At 61.2% G+C, this 17,228-nt stretch carries 16 protein-coding genes; 7 read left to right on the top strand and 9 right to left on the bottom strand.

The genetic code is table 11. The annotated features are described in order from the left end of the window. Nucleotides 1-2 precede the first annotated feature (2 nt). A complete protein-coding gene (locus tag ACGLWX_RS00230) occupies nt 3-194 on the top strand; it encodes an E3 binding domain-containing protein (protein ID WP_396236384.1) in 192 nt (63 codons plus the stop codon). Nucleotides 195-271: 77 nt separating this feature from the next. On the opposite strand, the gene ACGLWX_RS00235 is transcribed toward ACGLWX_RS00230, so the two are convergent. From ACGLWX_RS00235 to ACGLWX_RS00275, 9 genes are all read right to left on the bottom strand, one after another. Beyond that, entirely contained in the window at nt 272-859 is a 588-nt protein-coding gene (locus tag ACGLWX_RS00235; protein WP_396236386.1) for a hypothetical protein, read from the bottom strand. A gap of 39 nt (nt 860-898) precedes the next feature. Beyond that, entirely contained in the window at nt 899-1,717 is an 819-nt protein-coding gene (locus ACGLWX_RS00240) for a class I SAM-dependent methyltransferase (protein WP_396236387.1), read from the bottom strand. Then, entirely contained in the window at nt 1,714-3,423 is a 1,710-nt protein-coding gene (locus ACGLWX_RS00245; RefSeq protein ID WP_396236389.1) for an AMP-binding protein, read from the bottom strand. The genes ACGLWX_RS00240 and ACGLWX_RS00245 overlap by 4 nt, the downstream gene beginning before the upstream one ends. Before the next feature lie 71 nt (nt 3,424-3,494). Further along, nucleotides 3,495-4,397: a hydroxymethylglutaryl-CoA lyase gene (locus ACGLWX_RS00250; RefSeq protein WP_396236391.1), complete on the bottom strand. Its 903-nt coding sequence runs from the start codon at nt 4,395-4,397 to the stop codon at nt 3,495-3,497. A 2-nt stretch (nt 4,398-4,399) separates the two neighbouring features. Continuing rightward, nucleotides 4,400-6,436 (bottom strand): acetyl/propionyl/methylcrotonyl-CoA carboxylase subunit alpha, encoded by a 2,037-nt coding sequence (locus ACGLWX_RS00255; protein ID WP_396236393.1) that lies wholly within the window; start codon nt 6,434-6,436, stop codon nt 4,400-4,402. Continuing rightward, nucleotides 6,433-7,254, bottom strand: coding sequence for an enoyl-CoA hydratase-related protein (locus ACGLWX_RS00260; protein ID WP_252108583.1), 822 nt, complete (start codon nt 7,252-7,254; stop codon nt 6,433-6,435). Before ACGLWX_RS00260 ends, ACGLWX_RS00255 begins: the two co-directional genes overlap by 4 nt. A 4-nt stretch (nt 7,255-7,258) precedes the next feature. Further along, a complete protein-coding gene (locus ACGLWX_RS00265; protein ID WP_396236395.1) occupies nt 7,259-8,866 on the bottom strand; it encodes a carboxyl transferase domain-containing protein in 1,608 nt (535 codons plus the stop codon). A gap of 9 nt (nt 8,867-8,875) precedes the next feature. Continuing rightward, nucleotides 8,876-10,045, bottom strand: coding sequence for an isovaleryl-CoA dehydrogenase (locus tag ACGLWX_RS00270; RefSeq protein ID WP_396236397.1), 1,170 nt, complete (start codon nt 10,043-10,045; stop codon nt 8,876-8,878). Between the two features lie 77 nt (nt 10,046-10,122). Then, on the bottom strand, nt 10,123-10,542 hold the full coding sequence (locus ACGLWX_RS00275; RefSeq protein ID WP_252108586.1) for a MerR family DNA-binding transcriptional regulator: 420 nt from the start codon (nt 10,540-10,542) through the stop codon (nt 10,123-10,125). A gap of 400 nt (nt 10,543-10,942) precedes the next feature. Here ACGLWX_RS00275 and ACGLWX_RS00280 point away from each other — a divergent pair, with 400 nt between their 5' ends. The 6 genes from ACGLWX_RS00280 (at nt 10,943) to ACGLWX_RS00305 (ending at nt 17,223) form a co-directional block, all read left to right on the top strand. Beyond that, nucleotides 10,943-11,740, top strand: coding sequence for an ABC transporter ATP-binding protein (locus ACGLWX_RS00280; protein WP_396236399.1), 798 nt, complete (start codon nt 10,943-10,945; stop codon nt 11,738-11,740). Next, entirely contained in the window at nt 11,737-12,498 is a 762-nt protein-coding gene (locus ACGLWX_RS00285) for an ABC transporter ATP-binding protein (RefSeq protein WP_396236401.1), read from the top strand. Before ACGLWX_RS00280 ends, ACGLWX_RS00285 begins: the two co-directional genes overlap by 4 nt. A gap of 181 nt (nt 12,499-12,679) precedes the next feature. Continuing rightward, a complete protein-coding gene (locus ACGLWX_RS00290) occupies nt 12,680-13,915 on the top strand; it encodes an ABC transporter substrate-binding protein (protein WP_396236403.1) in 1,236 nt (411 codons plus the stop codon). Between the two features lie 52 nt (nt 13,916-13,967). After that, nucleotides 13,968-14,855, top strand: a complete 888-nt coding sequence (locus ACGLWX_RS00295) for a branched-chain amino acid ABC transporter permease (protein WP_252108590.1) — start codon at nt 13,968-13,970, stop codon at nt 14,853-14,855. 2 nt (nt 14,856-14,857) lie between these two features. Further along, the gene (locus tag ACGLWX_RS00300; protein WP_396236405.1) at nt 14,858-15,850 is read left to right on the top strand and encodes a branched-chain amino acid ABC transporter permease; all 993 of its coding nucleotides are present in this window, start codon (nt 14,858-14,860) and stop codon (nt 15,848-15,850) included. Nucleotides 15,851-16,068: 218 nt separating this feature from the next. Next, entirely contained in the window at nt 16,069-17,223 is a 1,155-nt protein-coding gene (locus ACGLWX_RS00305) for an acyl-CoA dehydrogenase family protein (protein WP_396236407.1), read from the top strand. Nucleotides 17,224-17,228: the final 5 nt, after the last annotated feature.

Consider the following 17,228-nt stretch of genomic DNA (forward strand, 5'->3'; position numbering starts at 1 on the left):
TCTTGAAAAATAAAGCGATCATTGCCACCCAAAACCGGGTCCACGCAGCTCCCTGTGTGCGCAAGCTGGCGCGTACGCTAGGCGTCAATCTTGCCGAGGTCGAACCCAGCGGTTTGAAAGAGCGCGTCGTCAAGGAGGATGTCAAGAGCTTCGTTCGCCACGTTATGGATGAGCGCAGGGCAAAGAGCGAGTAAGCTTTTGTACTCAGTTCAAAATACGCTGGTAGCTTCGATATATACGAGTAGTTTATACAACCCGGTTAGGTGAGCAATTAAAACGGTAGATGAATCGAGGCGTTGAGCTGAGTCAGGTGGCTGAGCGTCGGCGCGTCGATACGCTCGTACTCCAAACGGCTGACCAGCCGTTTGACGGTCATGGTCGCACCGAAGCCTTGCAACATGGCGGTACCGCTTTCGCTGCCTTCGAGCTCGTTTTCGCCGCGCCACTCGGTCAGCCCGGACTTGGCGTAGACGCTGAACGCGCCCATTCGAAGCCCCGCAACCAGTGCCCCACCCAACGCCAGGGTGTCCTGAACCAGAGGGGCTACGCTCGAGGTGGTGAACACCTCTTCGCTTTCACGGTAGGCAATTTCGGCACCGATATCGACCTGGGGAAAATTGTCCGGGCTAAAGCCCGCGGTCAGGCGAAAGCCGGAGGTGTAGTTGTCGATACTGTTGAGGTTGCTCCCCTCGAGCACTACGCCGTTGGCCAGCGCCACCATCTCGCTGTCCGGCGAGGTGTAGGATTTGGGAAGCAGCTCGGTATTCAGGTAGCTGCTTTCGCTTGCCAGACACAGCAAGGGAAAAGAGCTGCCGAGAACGCCGCATAAAAGGGTGCTTGCCAAGCGGTTTGCTGGCATTGTCTTGTCCTTTTTTTAAAAACCAAGCCCAATCCAATCCTAGCAACGACCGCTGATTTCGACCACTTCAATTGCTCGATTGGTCAAATTCGTCAGCAGATTTTTTCCCATCGCCGCAAAACGCTCGCCAAACACCCACTGCGGTGACAGTACCGGCGCCTCAGTGTCGCGTTCCTTGTCGCGCTGGCGAGACCGCCAAGCGCGTGCTTCGTCGCTCACGTTTTCTATCTCGAGATCCATGAACCCGCAGGCGTTCAAGCTCGCCGAAAGCGCCTCTAGTGTCAGTAGATGGGTGTGCTCGGCGCTGGCCGCCCAAGGGACGGGATAGTGAAGCGCGATATGGCTGTCACCTTGGGTCAGCTCGTGAAGGACTAATCTTCCGCTGGGTCGCAGCACGCGGTTCGCCTCTTCGAGCACCGGCGTCAGTTCTGGCATGTTCATCAGGCTGTGCTGAAAGATGACCGCATCGAAGCTCTCACACGAAAAGGGAAGCCGGCGGGCGTCGCCAGTGACCACTGCGTAATCGAAGTCAGGCGCGGCAAGCTTACCGATCTTTCGGTTCAAGGCGTTAAAGCGGTGGGTGATGTCGAGGCCGGTCATCGAAAAGCCAAGCGAGGCGCCCAAGCGCACGAGCCCGCCAAGCCCCGCGCCGATATCCAGCACGCGCGGCTGACTAACCGGGTTGAGTCGCTCGAACAGCCGCTTTGAGGCCTTGAGCCCGCCGATATGGAGCTGATCCAGCGGGGCGAGTTGAAAAGGTGTGGCGCCGTCCGGGTAGTGGCGCCTGATCTGCTCGAGCACCTCATCGTCGCGTAGCGCCTGGTGGTAGTGCGCGGCAAGCGAGCGGGACCCGCTCACGACAGCGTCTCCTTATCGAGCCCCAGCTCGTGCGTCGATATCTCGCGCATCTTGAACTTCTGGATCTTGCCGGTCACCGTCATGGGGAATTCGTCGACGAACTTGAAGTAGCGCGGGATTTTGAAGTGGGTGATCTTGTCTTTACAGAATGCGCGTAGATCCTCGCCGGTGATCTCCTCGGCATCGGCGTTGAGCCGAACCCAGGCGATCAGCTCTTCGCCGTACTTCTCATCCGGCACGCCAGTCACCTGTACGTCCGCAACGCTTGGGTGAGTGTAGAGAAACTCTTCTACCTCCTTGGGATAGACGTTTTCGCCGCCGCGAATCACCATATCCTTGATGCGGCCCACGATCTGCAGGTAGCCCTCGTCGTCCATGGTCGCAAGGTCGCCGGTGTGCATCCAGCCGGCGCTGTCGATGGCATCTGTCGTGGCCTGTTCGTTGTTCCAGTACTTGAGCATGACGCTATAGCCGCGAGTGCAGAGCTCGCCGATCTCGCCGCGAGGGAGGATGGCGCCGCTTAGCGGGTCGATGACCTTGCTTTCCAGGTGCGGCTGGGTACGGCCCACGGTGGAAACGCGCTTGTCGATCGTGTCGTCGGCGCCGGTCTGGGCGGACACCGGGCTGGTTTCGGTCATGCCGTAGGCGATCTGTACGCCCTTCATGTTCATCTTCTCGATCACCTGCTTCATCACCGCCGCCGGGCAGATCGATCCCGCCATGATGCCGGTGCGCAGATTCGAGAAATCGGTGGCGGCGAAGTCCTCGTGTTCGAGCTCGGCCAGAAACATGGTCGGTACGCCAAAAAGGGCGGTCGCGCGCTGCTCGTGGACCGCCTTTAGCACCTGAGCGGCATCGAAGCTTTCGCCCGGGTAGATCATCGCAGCACCATGGGTCATGCAGCCAAGATTGCCCATCACCATGCCGAAACAGTGATAGAGCGGCACCGGAATCACCAGCCGGTCCTGGCTTGTAAACCCCATGCTTTCAGCGACGAAAAAGCCGTTATTGAGAATATTGTGATGCGAGAGCGTCGCGCCCTTGGGAAAACCGGTGGTGCCGGAGGTGTACTGAATGTTGATCGGGTCATCGAACTGGAGTGTGGCCTGCAAGGTATCGAGGGTAGCCTGGTCGGTGCGGCTCGCCTCATCCAGCATATCGCGCCAGCGCCACATGCCCGGGTGGTGCTCATCGCTTAAATTCACCACGCACTCGAGCTGGGAAAGGCGCTTCGAGCGAAGCTCGCCCGGCGCGCAGGTTTCAAGCTCCGGGGCGAGCTCGTACAGCATGGCGCGGTAGTCCGCGGTCTTGAAGCGGTCTGCGCAGATCAGATAGCGCGCGCCGGACTGGTTCAGCGCGTAGTCGAGCTCCTGAGTACGGTAGGCCGGGTTGATGTTGACCAGAATCGCGCCGATCTTTGCAGTCGCAAACTGGGTCAACGTCCACTCCGAGCAGTTGGGCGCCCAGATGCCCACACGGTCGCCGCGCTGAACGCCAATGGAAAGCAGCGCCCGGGCGCAGCGGTTCACTTGCGCATTGAACTCGCGATAACTCCAGTGAATGTTCTGGTGCAGCACGATCAACGCGTCGTTATCCGGGTACTGCGCGGCGATCAGGTCGAGCTTGTCGCCGATAGTCATGCCCAGAAGTGGCTTATCGGCGACGCTGCTGGTATAGCTTGGTAGAGAGGGAGTATTCGGCGCCATGATGTCGCTCCTGATTGTTGTTGTGCTAGTTGTTATGATTGCTGTGGGCAAGATCGAGAAAACGGTTGGGCTCAGCGCACCCCCAGGGCGAGGGCGACTTTCGATGCGGGCGCGCGGCCAAGCTGTCCGTTGATCCACTCGCCGGTCTCGATGATCGACTCAAGGTTCACGCCGGTTTCGATACCTAACCCCTGGAGCAGATAGAGCACGTCTTCTGTTGCCACGTTACCGGAAGCGCCCTTGGCGTAGGGGCAGCCGCCCAGCCCCCCGGTCGAGGCATCGATGACGGCCACACCCTGTTCGAGCACTGCAAAAAGGTTGGCGATCGCCATGCCGTAGGTGTCATGAAAATGCGCGGCCAAGCGCTCCACGGGCACGACGTTCGCCACCTCATCGATCATTTGTCGGGCTTTCAGCGGCGTGCCGACGCCGATGGTGTCGCCCAGCGACACCTCGAAACAGCCCATTTCGAAAAGCGACTGGGCCACCCGAGCAACCTTTCGCGGAGTGATCTCACCTTCATAAGGGCAGCCCAGCACGCAGGAAACGTAGCCGCGCACGCGCACGTTCGCATCAAGGGCGCGCGCCATCACCGGCTCGAAACGCGCAAGCGACTCGTCGATCGAGCAGTTGATGTTTTTTTGCGAAAACGCTTCAGAGGCGGCGGCGAACACCGCGACCTCGGAAACGTTCGCTTCCAGCGCGTTCTCTAACCCTTTCAGGTTCGGGGTTAGGGCGCAGTACGTCACGTTGGCGGTTCGAGCAATGCCCTGCATGACCTCCCGGGCATCGCCCATTTGCGGCACCCACTTGGGAGAGACGAAGCTCGCCGCCTCGATATGCGTAAGCCCCGCCCGCGCCAGGCGCTCGATCAGCTCGATCTTAACGGCGGTAGCGACCACCTCGCCAGGCTCGTTCTGGAGCCCGTCACGCGGGGCCATGTCGACCAGACGTACGCGTTGGGGAAGTGGCATGGTCACGCTCCTTCGTCAGTGGCGGCAAAATCCAGCAGCACCTCATTCTGGCCGACGCTGTCGCCCGCGGCGAAGCGAAACTGCTCGACGGTGCCGTTGGATGGGGCGTTCAAGGTGTGCTCCATCTTCATCGCCTCCATCACCATCAGCGGCATGCCTTTCTCGACCGGCACGCCGGGCTCGACCAGAAGCGCTACCACGGTGCCATGCATCGGCGCGGTCAAATTCGCCGCCGCCTCGTCGGCCGCGTGATCGAGCGCGTCGAGGCGCTGCCAAACGAGTCGGGTTTCGCCCGCGCTATCGATCAGTACCAGCGTGTCGTCCTCACGCTTGACTTGAAAACGCCGGCGGTGGCCGCTGAGGGTGATCGCTACCGCGTTTCCGGCCAGCGTCGCGAGTGACCCTTCAAAGCGCTCGTTTTGAACGCGCAGCAGCCAGCCGCTTTGCTGGCGGGCGCGGGTCGCTTCGACCACGACGGCCTCGCTCTCTTCGCGCGTGTCGGCCAGCGAAATGCGTACCTTGTGCGGCGCATTGAGGCGAAAGCCATCGGCGCGCGCCCAGGGCGATGCGTCCTTGTGGCCGGCACTTTTCGAAAGCGCCTCGATGGCCACCAGCGCGGCGCGGGCGTACGCCTGGGGTGTCGGCTCGTGTTGGCGAAAGAGCTCTTCGTGATGGCGCTCGATGAAACCGGTGTCGAGTTCGGCGGCCTTGAACGCCGGGTGGCCGGCCAGGCGCTGAAGAAAGGCGCGGTTGGTCACCACGCCCTGCACGTCGAGGGCAGAAAGCGCCCGGTTCAGCGTGGCAAGTGCCGCGTCACGATCCGCGCCGTGGGTAATGAGCTTGGCGAGCATTGGGTCGTAGTGCATCGAGACGATATCGCCGCTTTCCACGCCGCTGTCCAAACGTACCTGGGTCGGCTCCAGCCCCGCGCCCTCGATATCGAGCGAGAAGCGGGTGAGGGTGCCGGTGGCGGGTAGAAACTCGTTCGCCGGATCCTCGGCGTAGAGGCGCGCCTCGAAGCTGTGACCGTTCAACGTGAGCTCGTCTTGCGCGCAGGGCAGAGGCTCGTTCATGGCGACTTTAAGCTGCCACTCCACCAGGTCTAGTCCGGTGACCATTTCGGTGACCGGGTGCTCGACCTGCAGGCGCGTGTTCATCTCCATGAAATAGAAGGCGCCGTCAACGTCGAGCAGAAACTCGACGGTACCCGCGCCGACATAGCCAATCTCCTGGGCGGCGCGCACGGCAGCCTCGCCCATGGCGGCGCGAAGTTCTTCACTCATGTGCGGCGCCGGCGCCTCTTCGAGCACCTTCTGGTGGCGGCGCTGAACGCTGCAGTCGCGCTCGAACAGATACACCCCGGCGCCGAAGCGGTCGCAGAATACCTGCACCTCGACGTGGCGCGGCTTGACCAGATACTTCTCGATCAGCATGCGGTCATCGCTGAAGGAGGCCCTCGATTCGCGTCGGCAGCTTTCAAGTGCGGCCTGAAAGTCGGTTTCGCGTTCGACCACTCGCATGCCCTTGCCGCCGCCGCCGGCGCTGGCTTTCAACATCACCGGGTAGCCGATGCGGTTGGCTTCCTCCAAAAGGACGTCGCAGCTTTGATCGTCACCGTGGTAGCCCGGCACCAGCGGCACGCCGGCGTTGGCCATGCGCGCCTTGGCCGCAGCCTTGTCGCCCATGGCGGCGATCGCCGAGGCGGGCGGGCCCACGAAGGTAATGCCCGCGGCCTCCAACGCCTCGACGAAGCGGCCGTTCTCGGAAAGAAAGCCGTAGCCCGGGTGCACTGCGGTGCTTCCGCTTTGGCGAGCTGCCTCGATCACCGCTTCGATGTTGAGGTAGCTTTCGCGGGCCGGAGCGGGCCCCAAGCGAACCGCCTCGTCGGCTTCGCGTACGTGGCGGGCGCTGGCATCGGCATCGGAGTAGACCGCTACGGTCCTGATACCCAGCCGGCGCGCGGTACGCATCACGCGGCAGGCGATCTCGCCGCGGTTGGCCACTAACAACGTATCGAACTTGCTGGATGCTTGGCTCATGAGCGCTCCCCGGCGTTATCGTTGTCATCCTGCGGTGCCCAGGCAGGCAAACGCTTGTCGAAAAAGCTCGAAAGCCCCTCCTGGCCTTCGTCGCTGACCCGCAGCTCGGCAATGGTCTGACACGTCCTTTCGCGGGTGGCATCGGAATCCGGTGATTGACCCACCGCCGCGAGCAGGGCCTTGGTGGCCCGCTGCGCCCGGGGCGAGCCCGCCAGAAGCGTTTGGGTCATTGCCTCTACCGCGCGATCCAGGGCCTCGGGCGCGACCACTTGGTGGGCAAGGCCGAGCGCCAGCGCCGAGTCGGCATCGATCACTTCGGCGGTGAGTGCGTAGCGCCGCGCTTGCCGAGCGCCGATGGCGCGCTGCACATAGGGGCTGATGACCGCCGGCGACAGGCCGATCTTGACCTCGGAGAGGCAAAATCGGGCTTTTGTCGAGGCGATGACCACATCGCAGCAGGCCGCCAGGCCCACCGCGCCGCCAAAGGCCGCGCCCTGCACCCGACACACCGTAGGGCAGGGCAGCGTGTCCAAGCGATACATCAGCTCGGCGAGCCGGCGCGAATCCGCAAGGTTGTCGTCATGGCTATAGTCGACCATGCGTTTCATCCAGTTGAGATCCGCCCCCGCCGAGAAGCTTTTGCCGTCGGAGCCGAGCACCAATACCCGCACTTGCTGGCGCTCGATGGGCTCGAGCAGCTCCTTCAAGTGGTCAGTCAGCTCGGCTATCAGGTGGTCGTCAAAGGCGTTGTGTACTGCTGGGCGGTTCAGGCTCAGGTGAGCCACCCCGTTTTCAATCGCAAGCGTCGAATGGTTCATGGCATCACATCCTGAACACGCCAAAGCGCGTCTCTTCGATCTCGGCGTTCATTGCGGCGGCTAAAGAAAGCCCCAGTACGTCGCGGGTCTGGAGTGGGTCGATGACGCCATCGTCCCAAAGCCTGGCGCTCGCGTAGGTCGGGTGGCCCTGGCGCTCGTACTGCTCGCGGGTCGGCGCTTTGAACGACTCTTCGTCCTCTGGCGACCACGCGCGGCCGTCACGCTCGTACTGCTCGCGCTTGACTTGGGCGAGCACGCCGGCGGCCTGCTCGCCGCCCATCACCGAAATACGCGCGTTGGGCCACATGAACAGCAAATTCGGATCATAAGCGCGCCCACACATGCCGTAGTTGCCGGCGCCGAAGCTTCCGCCAATCAAGACGGTGAATTTGGGCACTTTGGCGCAGGCCACGGCGGTGACCAGCTTCGCGCCGTGCTTGGCGATACCTTCGTGCTCGTATTTGGAGCCGACCATGAAGCCGGTAATGTTCTGCAAAAACACCAGCGGTACACGGCGCTGGGCGCAAAGCTCGATGAAGTGCGCGCCTTTCACCGCGCTTTCGGAGAAAAGCACCCCGTTATTGGCCACGATTCCCACCGGGTGGCCGTGGATATGGGCAAAACCGGTCACCAGCGTGTCGCCATAGTAGCGCTTGAACTCGTCGAAATCGGAGCCATCGACGATGCGCCCGATCACCTCGCGCACATCGAAGGGCTTTTTGAGATCGACTCCCACGATGCCGTAAAGCTCGGCGGGGTCGAGTTTGGGCGGGGTTGGCGCCTTCATGGCAAGCTGGCCGCGCTTTTGCCAGTTGAGCCGGGCGATACAGTTACGGGCGAGCTGAAGGGCGTGCATGTCGTTTTCGGCGTAATGATCCGCCACGCCGCTGACCTTGGCGTGAACATCGGCACCGCCCAGCGCTTCGGCGCTGATGCTCTCGCCAGTGGCCGCCTTGACCAGCGGCGGGCCGCCCAGAAAGATCGTGCCCTGTTCGCGTACGATGATCGACTCGTCAGCCATGGCCGGCACGTAGGCGCCGCCAGCGGTGCAGGAGCCCATCACGACGGCGATCTGCGGAATGCCCTCGGCAGACATCGTGGCCTGGTTGTAGAAAATGCGCCCGAAGTGGTCGCGATCCGGAAACACCTCGTCCTGGCGGGGCAGAAAGGCGCCGCCGGAGTCGACTAGATAGATACACGGCAGGCGGTGCTTGCGGGCGATCTCCTGAGCGCGCAGATGTTTTTTCACCGTCAGCGGAAAGTAAGTACCGCCCTTGACCGTGGCATCGTTGGCGACGATCACGCACTCCACGCCTTTAACGCGGCCGATGCCGGTCACCACGCCGGCAGCGGGGACCTCGCTTTCGTAAACCTTATGGGCGGCCAGCGCCGAGAACTCGAGAAAGGGCGCGCCTTCGTCGATCAAGTGATCGATGCGGTCACGCACGAAGAGCTTCCCGCGGCTTTCGTGACGCTCCCGGGCGCTGGCACCGCCGCCCTGGGCGACGGTTTCTGTCAGCTCAAAGAGCGTGTCGACCTCGGCGCGCAGAGCGGCGTCGTTTTGCTGAAACAGGTCACTGCGCGGGTTGATCTGGGTAGTCAGTGTGCTCATCGCGCCCCCTTAGCGGCTTTCGCTGAACAGTTCGCGGCCGATCAGCATACGGCGAATCTCGCTGGTGCCGGCGCCTATCTCGTAGAGCTTGGCGTCGCGCAGCAGCCGCCCGGTGGGGTACTCGTTTATATAGCCGTTACCGCCGAGCAGTTGAATGGCGTCCAGCGCAACCTGCGTCGCTTTTTCGGCGCAGTAAAGAATGACGCCAGCGGAGTCCTTACGCGAGGTTTGGCCGCGATCACAGGCCGCAGCTACCGCGTACAGGTACGCCCGGCAGGCGTTGAGGGTGGTGTACATGTCCGCCACCTTGCCCTGAACGAGCTGGAACTCACCGATGGACTGCTCGAACTGTTTGCGCTCGTGAATGTAGGGCACGACCACGTCCATGGCCGCCTGCATGATGCCGATCGGACCGGCAGCGAGCACCGTGCGCTCGTAGTCAAGCCCGCTCATCAGCACCCGCACGCCCTTGCCGACTTCGCCGAGCACGTTCTCCTCGGGCACCTCGCAGTCCTGAAACACAAGCTCGCAGGTATTGGAGCCGCGCATACCCAGCTTGTCGAGCTTCTGCGCGGTGGAAAACCCAGGCATGCCTTTCTCGATCAAAAACGTGGTGATGCCTTTTGAGCCGGCGTCCGGGTCGGTCTTGGCGTAAACCACCAGCACATCGGCGTCCGGGCCGTTGGTGATCCACATCTTGTTGCCGTTCAAAACGTACTTATTGCCGCGCTTTTCAGCACGCAACTTCATCGACACCACGTCTGAACCGGCACCGGGCTCGGACATGGCCAGCGCGCCGATATGCTCGCCGCTGATCAGTTTGGGCAGGTACTTCTCTTTCTGAGCGGCGCTTGCATTACGCTTGATCTGATTGACACACAGATTGGAGTGGGCCCCAAACGAGAGGGCCACCGACGCGCTGGCTCTGGATATCTCCTCCATAGCGATGCAGTGGGCCAGATACCCCATGCCGCTGCCGCCATCCTCGTCCGACACGGTGATTCCCAAAAGCCCCATGTCGCCGAACTTCTGCCATAGGTCGTTGGGAAATTCGTTGTTTTTATCGATTTCCGCAGCGCGAGGGGCGATCTCACTGGCGGCGAAGGCATTGACCTCGCGGCGCAGCATGGTCATGTCCTCGTCCAGGCCGAAATCGAGTTCTGAGTAGAGAGAGTGCATGGTCGATCACCTAAAGTTGTTGAGTTGTTTATTCGCTAGGTGCTGGAAGTCGAGCCTAATAAAACGCTTGAGGTTGCTCATCCAGAGGCGCGGGCGCGCTCTTCGTCGGTCTGTTTTTGGTTGAGCTCCTCCAGGGCCTGCCGGCAGCGAATCTCGGCGCTTTCAAGCTCCAGCTGCACCATGGTGATGTCCTTCATCTGCTGCTCCAGCGCCGCCCGGCGCTCGCCGATCTTTTCCAGCATCAGGTGAAGCTGCTTTTCACTGCCGCGCCGGGTTTCATCCCAAAGCTCGAACAGCTCGCGAATTTCGGCAAGCGATAACCCCAAGCGCTTGCCGCGTAGCGTGAGCTTCAAGCGCACCCGGTCCTGGCTACTGTAGATGCGGGTCTGGCCTCGACGGGCGGGGCGCAGAAGCTCCTGATCTTCGTAAAAGCGAATGCTGCGCGTGGTGACATCGAACTCGGCGGCCAGCTCGCTGATCGAGTAGGTTTTGCTCATATCGTGATCTCTTAACGGCTGTTCTCATGAAGCTGTTTTCATGGAACCCTGATTGGCAGGCTAAAACAAGTTTACGTTAACGTAAAGATATCTCTTTCGAAGCGCAACTTCATGAGCTCTCATTAACTCGTTGTTAAATATAACGATCGGTAATTATTAGAAAAAAGCGTTATAACGTGTAGACCAAAGTGGTAATTGCTTTTAAGCGACGGGGGTTGCTAGTTTGCGGGTAACCTTACGTATAGGTAAAGCTTTAAGGGCGTTGGACTTTAGTGACCATCGCGCCATAAATGGCCGATATAATGACAACAGCGGCCACCCGCCACGACAGCGAAGCGCCTTTTCCAAGCGCCATCGTCGGGCCATTACAACAACAACGATAGCCAGAGGTCTTCGCCACATGCACACAGAGACGAGTGACTCGATCGCGGTGCTGGAAACCCGCGGGCTCACCAAGTCCTTTCGCGGCTTCACCGCGGTGGATGACGTCAACCTGCGCGTGCAGGAGGGGCATATTCACGCGTTGATCGGCCCCAACGGTGCGGGCAAGACGACCGTTTTCAATTTGCTGACCAAATTTCTGCCGCCCACTCGCGGCGAAATACTCTACCGCGGCAAGCCCATCACGTCTCTCAAATCGAACCAGATCGCCCGCCTTGGTTTGGTGCGCTCGTTTCAGATTTCGGCGGTGTTTGCTCACATGACCGCGCTCGAGAACGTGCGCGTGGCGCTACAGCGCAGGCTAGGCACCTCGTTTCACTTCTGGAAGTCGGAGAAAACGCTTGAGCCACTCAACGAGCGGGCGCTGGCGCTGCTCGATGAAGTAGGGCTTGCCGCCTATGCCGATACCCTGACCGTCGAGATGCCTTATGGGCGCAAGCGGGCGCTGGAGGTGGCCACGACCCTGGCGCTGGATCCGGTCATGATGCTGCTGGATGAGCCAACCCAGGGCATGGGCGCCGAAGACGTCGATCGTATCGTCGAGCTGATCAAGCGGGTCTCCAGGGGTCGCACGGTGCTGATGGTCGAGCACAACCTTAGCGTGGTGAGCCGCCTTTGCGACCGGATCACGGTGTTGGCCCGTGGCGCGGTGCTGGCCGAAGGCGACTACCCCAGTGTGTCGAGTAACCCGCTGGTGCGTGAGGCGTACATGGGCAGCGACGCCGCCGAGACTTCCGACGAAAGGGCGAGCGCATGAGTACTGCCATTGATGAGTCGACCCGCGAACCCGTTGAAGGGCGCACTGCTTCGCGCACGCGGGACATTCTCAAGATTACCGATCTGCACGCCTTTTACGGCGAGTCGCACATTCTCCACGGGGTGAACGTCAACGTGAAGGAGGGCGAGCTGGTCACGCTTTTAGGCCGTAACGGCGCCGGGCGTAGCACGACGCTCAAGGCCATCATGAACATGGTGGGCCGGCGCACCGGGTCGATCGTGATCGCCGGGCAGGAAACACTTGCCATGAAGCCTCACCACATTCCGCGGCTCGGCGTGGGTTACTGCCCGGAAGAGCGCGGCATCTTCGCAAGCCTCGACGTTCACGAAAATCTGCTGCTGCCGCCCACGGTTAGCTCCGGTGGCATGAGTCTGGACGCCATTTACGCGATGTTCCCGAACCTTTTTGAGCGGCGCAAAAGTCAGGGCACGCGGCTCTCCGGCGGTGAGCAGCAGATGCTCGCCATGGCGCGTATTTTGCGTACCGGCGCGCCTATTTTATTACTCGATGAGATCACCGAGGGGCTGGCGCCGGTCATTGTACAAGCGCTGGGTGAGGTGCTGGTCAAGCTCAAGGCCAGCGGCATGACCATCGTCCTCGTCGAGCAGAACTTTCGATTCGCCGCTCCCTTGGCCGATCGTCACTTCGTCATGGAGCACGGCGAGATCATCGAGGAGATCAGCGCCGCTGAGCTCTCGTCCAAACGCGAGCATCTCAACAAACTGCTGGGCGTGTGAATTCCCTGGATGCCAACCAGAGTGCAGGAGAACGAAGCAGAACCAAAACGAAGTATCGATAAACAAGGAGCATCGATAAAAAACAAGAAAACGCAGCAACCGTTAAACGTCCAACAACAACTCATAACGACTATTCATAACAACTATTCATAACAACAAGGCCTCAGGCCCGGAGACGAACATGGCGCTTATCCAACAACTGCCGAGCAGGAAAACGCTGGTGTCGAGCATCGCCGTCGCGGTGGCATCGACCCTGACGCTTGCCGCCCATGCCGAAATTAGCGATAACGAGGTGCGCATCGGCTATCTGGCCGATATGTCCGGCACCTACCGCGATCTCGCCGGTCCAGGCGGCTTAACGGCCCTTGAAATGGCGGTGGAGGACTTTGGCGGCAGCGTCAACGGTTCGCCCATCGTGGTTTTCAGCGCCGACGATCGTAACAGCGCCGATGTGGGCGCCAATACCGTGCGTGGTTGGATCGACCAGCAAAACGTCGATATGGTCGGGGGGCTCGTTGCCTCGTCGGTCACTATCGCCGTGACCAAAGTGCTCGAGGAGAACGACCGGCTGGGGCTCGTCTCGGGCTCGGCGGCCTCCAGCGTCACCAACGAGCACTGCACGCCCAACCATATTCACTGGGTTTACGATACCTACCCGCTGGCCAACGGCACCGCCAAGGCGGTGGTCGAGCAGGGCGGCGACAGCTGGTTTCTGCTCACCGCGGATTACGCTTTCGGCCACGCCCTGGAAGCGGACGTAACTAGCGTGGTGGAAGCCAACGGTGGCGAGATCGTCGGCGGCGTGCGCCATCCGTTCCCCACCAGCGATTTCTCCTCCTACATTTTGCAGGCCCAGGGCTCCGGGGCGAAGATCGTCGGGCTTGCCAACGCCGGCGCCGATACGGTCAATGCCATTACGACCGCCAGCCAGTTCGGGCTGACGCAGTCCGGCCAGCAGCTGGCGGGGCTTTTGATCTTCTTGAACGACGTGCACGCGCTGGGTCTTGAGGCCACTCAGGACCTGCTGCTCACTACCGGCTGGTACTGGGACATGGATGACCAGGCCCGCGAGTGGGCACAGCGCTATTTCGACGAGGTGGGCAGCATGCCAACCATGGTGCAGGCGGGCATCTACTCGAGCACCATGCACTATCTGAAGGCCGTCGAGGCCGCCGGCACCGACGAGGCTCAGGCGGTGCGCGCGCAGATGGCGTCCCAGCCGATCAACGACTTCTTCGCCCGCAACGGGCGCATTCGCGAAGACGGCCGCATGGTGCACGACATGTATCTCGCTCAGGTGAAAACCCCGGATGATTCCACCGGCGAGTGGGACCTTTACGAGATTCTAAGCACCATCCCCGCCGAAGAGGCCTACCGCCCGCTTTCCGAAAGCCAGTGCGATCTGGTACAGAACTGATCCTTGGCCGCCACGCGCGGGGCGGTGAGCCCGCCCCGCAGGGGAGATCGCAATGACGATGATATTCGGCGTGCCCATGGCGGTGTTCATGGGCCAGCTTACGCTGGGACTGGTCAACGGCGCCTTCTACGCGCTCTTGAGCCTAGGGCTGGCGGTGATCTTTGGGCTTTTGAAAATCGTCAACTTCGCCCACGGCGCGCAGTACATGCTGGGCGCCTTTGCCGCACTTCTTGCTTTTAACATTCTGGGCATTAACTACTGGCTGGCGCTGGTACTGGTACCGCTTACCGTAGGCGGGCTCAGCATGCTGATCGAGCGCTTTCTACTGCGGCGCATCGCGCATCTGGACCATTTGTACGGGCTACTTTTGACTTTCGGGTTGGCGCTGATTTTCGAGGGCACCCTGATCAACTGGTTTGGCGTGTCAGGGGCGCGCTATGCCACGCCGGAGATTCTGCAGGGCGGGCTGAATCTCGGTTTCATGTTTTTGCCTACCTACCGCGCTTGGGTGCTGGTCGCGGCACTCGCCATGTGCCTTTTTACCTGGTTCATGATCGAGCGAACGCGGCTGGGGGCGTACCTTCGCGCGGGCACCGAAAACTCCCAACTGATGCAGGCCTTTGGGGTGAACGTGCCGCTTTTGATCACGCTGACCTACGGTTTCGGCGTGGGGCTTGCTGCCTTTGCCGGCGTGCTGGCCGCGCCGCTGTACCCGGTTTCGCCGACCATGGGCTCGAGCCTTCTGATCGTGGTCTTCGCCGTGGTGGTCATTGGCGGGATGGGCTCGATTCTGGGCGCTATTTTAACCGGCTTGGGGATGGGGGTGATCGAAGGGCTCACCAAGGTGTACTACCCGGAAGCCGCCAACACAGTGATCTTTTTAGTGATGATACTGGTTCTCATGCTGCGCCCGGCCGGGCTTTTCGGAAAGGAGGCATAGCCATGTCGGATTCACAGGTAGTGGGCGCGCCGGGCATTGCGGCAAAAAGAGAGCGCCGGGCCGGTCAGCGTCGGGCGCTATTGTATATCGCGCTGATCGCGGTAGGGCTGGTAGCGCCATTTTTAGCCTATCCGGTCTTTCTGATGAAGATTCTCTGCTTTGCGCTGTTTGTCTGCGCCTTCAATTTATTGTTGGGCTACGCCGGTCTTTTATCCTTTGGACACGCCGCGTTTTTGGCCAGCGGCGGCTATGTAACCGGATACCTTTTGGCAAGTTACCCGGGGCTTACGCCGGAGCTTGGCGTTTTGGCGGGGACGCTTGCGGCCACACTGCTTGGATGTCTGTTCGGCGTGCTCTCGATTCGCCGCCAGGGCATCTATTTCGCCATGGTGACGCTAGCGCTGGCACAGCTGATGTTCTTCGTATTCATTCAGGCGCCGTTTACCGGCGGCGAAGATGGCCTTCACGGCGTGCCGCGAGGCGAGCTCTTTGGGCTGATCAGCCTGCAGAGCAACCTGGCGATGTACTACTTCGTGTTCGCGGTCTTTCTACTTGGCTTTGCGCTCATTCAGCGCACCGTGCACTCGCCGTTTGGTCAGGTGCTCAAGGCGATTCGCGAAAACGAGCCGAGGGCGGTGTCGCTTGGCTATAACGTGGACGCCTACAAGCTTCTGGCGTTCGTGCTCTCGGCCGGGCTTGCCGGACTCGCCGGGGCGACCAAGACGGTGGTGTTTCAGCTTGCTTCGCTCACCGACGCCCACTGGCATATGTCCGGCGAGGTGATTTTGATGACGCTTCTGGGAGGTGTGGGCACGCTACTGGGGCCGCTGGCGGGCGCCTCGCTGGTAGTCAGTCTTCAGCATCTGCTGGCGCAGTCGCCGCTGGGTAACTGGGTCAGCGTGATTCTTGGCGCTATCTTCGTGCTCTGCGTGATGAGCTTTCGAAGCGGCATCGTCGGCGAGCTGGCAACGCTTTATCGCAAGAACTTCAAGTAACCAGCCTGTCATTGAAAGGCGCCTCCGGGCGTCTTTTTTTATCGGCCGGGATTTTATAGGGCCGGTCGTCTACGCCAAAGGTTCTAAGGGCCAGGCGTTGCGCGCGCCGGGTTTAAAATATAAGTTAACGTTAACGTCAATTTGCGTGACCCCTAATAAATAACGACAACACGCGAGGCGGGGCGCCAGCGGCGCTCGGTCTCGATGGAGGCTTCGCCATGAATTTCGAGCTAAGCGACGACCAGGTAGCCTTTGCCGAGTTGGCCAAGGGCTTTGCCGACAAGGAGCTTGCGCCCAACGCCGCCGAGTGGGACCGCGAGGCGCACTTTCCCGTCGATGTGATCAAGCGCGCCGGGGAGCTTGGCTTTTGCTCGCTCTACGCGCCGGAAAGCGTTGGTGGGCTTGCGCTATCGCGGCTGGATGCGAGCATCATCTTCGAGCAGCTTTCGATGGGCTGCACCTCGACCACCGCTTATCTCACCATTCACAACATGGTCACTTGGATGCTGGCAAGCTTTGGCCAAGCGGACGTCGTCGAGCAGTGGGGGCCGCGACTCGCCACCGGCGAGCTTCTGGGATCGTACTGCCTGACCGAGCCCGGTGCAGGGTCGGATGCCGCCTCACTCAAGACCACCGCCAAACGCGACGGCGACGACTACGTGCTCAGTGGCAGCAAGATGTTCATCTCCGGCGCCGGCAGCACCGATTTTCTGGTCGTGATGGCGCGTACCGGGGGTGAAGGCGCCGGCGGTGTTTCCGCCTTCGCCGTGGATGCCAAAAACGATGGCATAAGCTACGGGCGTAAGGAGGACAAGATGGGCTGGAACAGCCAGCCCACCCGCATGGTGAGCTTCGACGACGTACGCGTGCCGGCCAACCACCTGCTGGGCCGTGAAGGCGACGGCTTCAAGATCGCGATGAAGGGCCTGGACGGCGGGCGCATCAACATCGCCACCTGCTCGGTCGGTACCGCCCAGCGCGCGATCAACGAGGCGCGCGACTACCTGCGCGAGCGCAAGCAGTTCGGCAAGCCCCTGGCGGAGTTTCAGGCGCTGCAGTTTCGCCTGGCCGATATGGTTACCGAGCTGGTCGCCGCGCGCCAGTTGGTGCGCATGGCCGCGACCAAGCTCGACGCCGGCCACGCGGATGCGCCGACCTACTGCGCCATGGCCAAGCGATTTGCCACCGACGTGGGATTCAAGGTGTGTGACGAGGCGCTGCAACTTTTTGGCGGCAACGGCTACATCAAGGAGTATCCGATGGAGCGCTTCGTGCGCGACACGCGGGTTCACCGCATTCTGGAAGGCTCCAACGAAATCATGCGCCTGATCATTGCTCGCCGGGCATTGGCCGAGGGCGCCAGCGAGCTATAGTGAAG

The sequence above is a fragment of the Halomonas sp. HMF6819 genome (genome assembly GCF_044335525.1).
Lineage (GTDB): Bacteria > Pseudomonadota > Gammaproteobacteria > Pseudomonadales > Halomonadaceae > Vreelandella.

Bases quoted from the DNA above. Each gene is read 5' to 3' on its own strand.
- ACGLWX_RS00290 (WP_396236403.1), top strand. From the start codon at position 12,680: ATGGCGCTTATCCAACAACTGCCGAGCAGGAAAACGCTGGTGTCGAGC.
- ACGLWX_RS00260 (WP_252108583.1), bottom strand. From the start codon at position 7,254: ATGAACCATTCGACGCTTGCGATTGAAAACGGGGTGGCTCACCTGAGC.
- ACGLWX_RS00275 (WP_252108586.1), bottom strand. From the start codon at position 10,542: ATGAGCAAAACCTACTCGATCAGCGAGCTGGCCGCCGAGTTCGATGTC.
- ACGLWX_RS00305 (WP_396236407.1), top strand. From the start codon at position 16,069: ATGAATTTCGAGCTAAGCGACGACCAGGTAGCCTTTGCCGAGTTGGCC.
- ACGLWX_RS00245 (WP_396236389.1), bottom strand. From the start codon at position 3,423: ATGGCGCCGAATACTCCCTCTCTACCAAGCTATACCAGCAGCGTCGCC.
- ACGLWX_RS00265 (WP_396236395.1), bottom strand. From the start codon at position 8,866: ATGAGCACACTGACTACCCAGATCAACCCGCGCAGTGACCTGTTTCAG.
- ACGLWX_RS00300 (WP_396236405.1), top strand. From the start codon at position 14,858: ATGTCGGATTCACAGGTAGTGGGCGCGCCGGGCATTGCGGCAAAAAGA.
- ACGLWX_RS00235 (WP_396236386.1), bottom strand. From the start codon at position 859: ATGCCAGCAAACCGCTTGGCAAGCACCCTTTTATGCGGCGTTCTCGGC.
- ACGLWX_RS00285 (WP_396236401.1), top strand. From the start codon at position 11,737: ATGAGTACTGCCATTGATGAGTCGACCCGCGAACCCGTTGAAGGGCGC.
- ACGLWX_RS00250 (WP_396236391.1), bottom strand. From the start codon at position 4,397: ATGCCACTTCCCCAACGCGTACGTCTGGTCGACATGGCCCCGCGTGAC.
- ACGLWX_RS00295 (WP_252108590.1), top strand. From the start codon at position 13,968: ATGACGATGATATTCGGCGTGCCCATGGCGGTGTTCATGGGCCAGCTT.
- ACGLWX_RS00255 (WP_396236393.1), bottom strand. From the start codon at position 6,436: ATGAGCCAAGCATCCAGCAAGTTCGATACGTTGTTAGTGGCCAACCGC.
- ACGLWX_RS00270 (WP_396236397.1), bottom strand. From the start codon at position 10,045: ATGCACTCTCTCTACTCAGAACTCGATTTCGGCCTGGACGAGGACATG.
- ACGLWX_RS00280 (WP_396236399.1), top strand. From the start codon at position 10,943: ATGCACACAGAGACGAGTGACTCGATCGCGGTGCTGGAAACCCGCGGG.